The sequence below is a fragment of the Thermomonas sp. genome (assembly GCF_020850895.1).
Taxonomy (GTDB): Bacteria; Pseudomonadota; Gammaproteobacteria; order Xanthomonadales; family Xanthomonadaceae; genus Thermomonas.
Genome location: NZ_JADZDS010000066.1, coordinates 1 through 2,970, shown reverse-complemented (window position 1 = coordinate 2,970; position 2,970 = coordinate 1). Strand labels below are relative to the sequence as shown.

The 2,970-nt window shown below is 66.3% G+C and carries 2 protein-coding genes, 1 tRNA gene and 2 pseudogenes; all 5 read right to left on the bottom strand.

What is annotated here, in order from left to right; all coding sequences use genetic code 11:
• Nucleotides 1–132, bottom strand: a pseudogene (locus tag IT472_RS06485) (carbonic anhydrase); the annotation flags it as partial.
• Complete coding sequence (gene nei / locus IT472_RS06480) at nt 129–992, bottom strand: endonuclease VIII (RefSeq protein ID WP_297180101.1); 864 nt, start codon at nt 990–992, stop codon at nt 129–131. The pseudogene IT472_RS06485 and the gene nei, both read right to left, overlap by 4 nt.
• A 26-nt stretch (nt 993–1,018) precedes the next feature.
• Nucleotides 1,019–1,105: transfer RNA gene (locus tag IT472_RS06475), tRNA-Leu, on the bottom strand.
• Between the two features lie 30 nt (nt 1,106–1,135).
• Entirely contained in the window at nt 1,136–2,290 is a 1,155-nt protein-coding gene (locus tag IT472_RS06470; RefSeq protein WP_297180100.1) for a homoserine O-acetyltransferase, read from the bottom strand.
• A gap of 126 nt (nt 2,291–2,416) precedes the next feature.
• Nucleotides 2,417–2,970 (bottom strand): annotated as a pseudogene (locus tag IT472_RS06465) (cytochrome C biogenesis protein); the annotation flags it as partial.

The following is a 2,970-nucleotide window of genomic DNA, read 5'->3' as shown; positions in this document are numbered from 1 at the left end:
CGAACAGCCGATCCACAGGTACTTCGGCGCCTGCTGTTTCGAAAGACGCTCGAAGAAGGTCGGGTCATCGCGGGTGATGCCATCGGCCCAGTCGCGGTTGCTGCGCAGCAGGGCTTCGAGTTCTTTTCTCATCCGCGAATTTTACCGCATCCCGATCCCCGGCCCGTGCCGGCGCATGTGTCCGGCTGGCAGTGTGGGCACAGAAACAGCGGGCGCGAATTGGAACTGATGCGTGCAATCGGGGTGCCGCAGCGCGCGCAAGGTTCACCCTCGCGCTTGAAGACATGGAAGTGGAAGGCTGCGCCCTCGTGGAACTGCAGGTCCTTGCGCATCCCCGGCTTGGGCTCGACCCCGCGGGTGGCGTAGCTCAGGCGCGGGATCGCCAGGCAGGCCTTGGCCAGCGCATTGCGCTGGCGTGCGCTCAGATCATCGGGGCGCAGCGCCGGATGCAGGCGAGTGGCGTACAGGATCTCGGCGCGCAGGTAGTTGCCCAGCCCGGCGAGGAAACCCTGATCCAGCAGCAGGCCACCGAGCGCGCGATGGCAGAACGCGGGCGAACGCAGTCGGGCCGCAACGGTGGCCACGTCCAGCGCCGGATCCAGCACGTCGGGACCCAGACCCTGCAGGAACGGGTGCGATTCGATTTGATCGCTGCGCCACATCTCGATGGCGGAGGCCGAATACAGCAGGATCGCCGACTGCGCGGTTTCCAGCGCCACCCGCAGGCTGCGCGTGGTGGCCGGCCAATGCCCCGCCGGCGCCACCTTCCAGACGCCGTAGAGCTGGTTGTGGGTATACATCGTCCAGCCGTTGTCGAACGCGGTCAGCAATGCCTTGCCGCGCGGCGTGATCGATTCGATTCGGTGCCGGCGCAGCGTGCGTTCGAAGGGCTTGAGCATCGGATAGGCGAATTGCACGCGCCGCAGCGGTTGCCCCAGCACCGCCGCCGCAAGGCGGTCGGCGGTACGCCGGATTTCAGGACCTTCGGGCATGCTTTGGGAAAAGCCTCGCCACACTTTGGTGCCGGAGGTGGGACTCGAACCCACACGCTTTTAAGGGCGGCGGATTTTGAGTCCGCTGCGTCTACCGATTCCGCCACTCCGGCGCGGACGCGCAGTATAGCGGAGTCGTGTGCTTACGCGACTTTTTCGATGCTCAGTGCGATGCTGGACAGGGTGCGCAGGAAACCGGACACGGCCGGGGCGAAGCGTTCAGCGTCGACGAGGAAGGCATCGTGGCCCTGCGGCGAAGGCAGCGGCAGGAAGCGGGTCTCGATACCGGCGCGGCGCAGGCCCGCGGCGATTTCCTCCTGTTGCTGGATCGGGAACAGGATGTCGGTCTTGACGCCCAGGACCAGCGCCCGTTCGATGCCGCGCAGCCGCGACAGCGCGTGCGTTGCGGAGCCATTCACGCCATCGGCGAGGTCGAACCAATCCATCGAGCGACTCAGGTACAGGTAGCTGTTGGGATCGTAGTGATGCACGAAACGACGGGCGTGCGCTTCGAGATAGCCTTCGACCTCGAACTCGGCGGCGAAGGGTGCATCGTCGTCGCGGCCATCCCCGTCCAGCCGAACGCGGCCGAAGCGTCCGTCCCATTCCAGCGCCGACCGGTAGGTGATCACGCCGAGCTTGCGCGCCATCCGCATGCCGTTTTCCGGATAGCGTCCGTCATCGTCGTACTGGCCTTGCTGCCAGTCCGGGTCATTGCGGATCGCTTCGCGCTGCAGCGAACGGATGGCAATGGAAAATGGCAGGGCGCGGGTCGCGCCGCAGATGTTGATGTGATTGCAGGCGATACCGGGGTGTCGATCAAGCAGGGCGAGCGCACTCATCGCGCCCATCGAGTTGCCGATCACGCAGGCGAGCCGTTCGATCCCGAGGGCGCGCACCAGTGCAGCGGCCGCATCGGCACCGTCTTCGATCGACAGCTCCGGGAAATCGAGTCGATAGCGATTGCCCGTGGCGGGGTCGATGGAGGCCGGGCCGGTGCTGCCCTTGCAGCTGCCCAGTGGATTGACGCAGATGACGAACCAGCGATCCGTGTCGATCGGCTTGCCGGGGCCGAGCATCCATTCCCACCATCCCGGTGACGGATCGCCGGGATGGGATGCGGCGTGCGCACTCGGCGACATCCCGGGCAGGATCAGGATGGCATTGCCACCAAGGGTGTCGAGTTCGCCCCAGGTTTCATAGGCGAGACGCGCGTTGAGCAACTCGCCACCGCGTTTCATCGGAAACGGTGTCGGCAAGTGGAAGTACTGGGTGCTTGGGGGGATGAACTCGGTCATGGTTGGATGAAACTGGCGCGATGCACCATGATCGACCTTGTTCGCCGCGATGGTCATGCCGATTGGGTATGTCGGCATGGCCGCGACATCGCCGCGTAGGTCAGCCTGCGCGGGTTTCCTGCACTCTCAGCGTGAACCGATCACCAGACGCAACGGTGCATCCGCAGGCACGGTGACCTGAATCGCCGGCGAGGCCGGGGCGTTCGGGTCCGGGCTGGCGTTGCCGTCCAGCGACACGCGGGCCAACAGCTCGACCTGCCGGACCTGGGAAAGTTTCAGGCTGGGCATCGGGCTGTCGGCATCGCTCAGGAAAACGGTGAGTGGCAGCTCGGCGAGGGCATGCTTCTGGGCCGCGACCGGGATCGGCGATCCGCCGACTTGCCGGGCAATCAGGAACACGCTGGCACCGGCGGGCAGGCGTCCGACCAGGGCCGGATCCAGCGCGACCACGGCGGTGATGAGGGGCTTGGGCGCAGCGGGCGCCGGCAGCGGCGGTTGGCCAGCATCGGCACGGGCGAGGTTGACCTGATCGCGCAGGCTGCTCGCGGTGCGTGCGTCCACCTGATCCAGCAGGGGCGCCCAGGTCGCGGCGGCTTGCGCGTTCTGTCCGTTCTGGCGCTGGGTCACGCCGAGGAACCAGCGCGCGCGTTGATGGGCTGGATTGGCATTCAGGGCGGCTT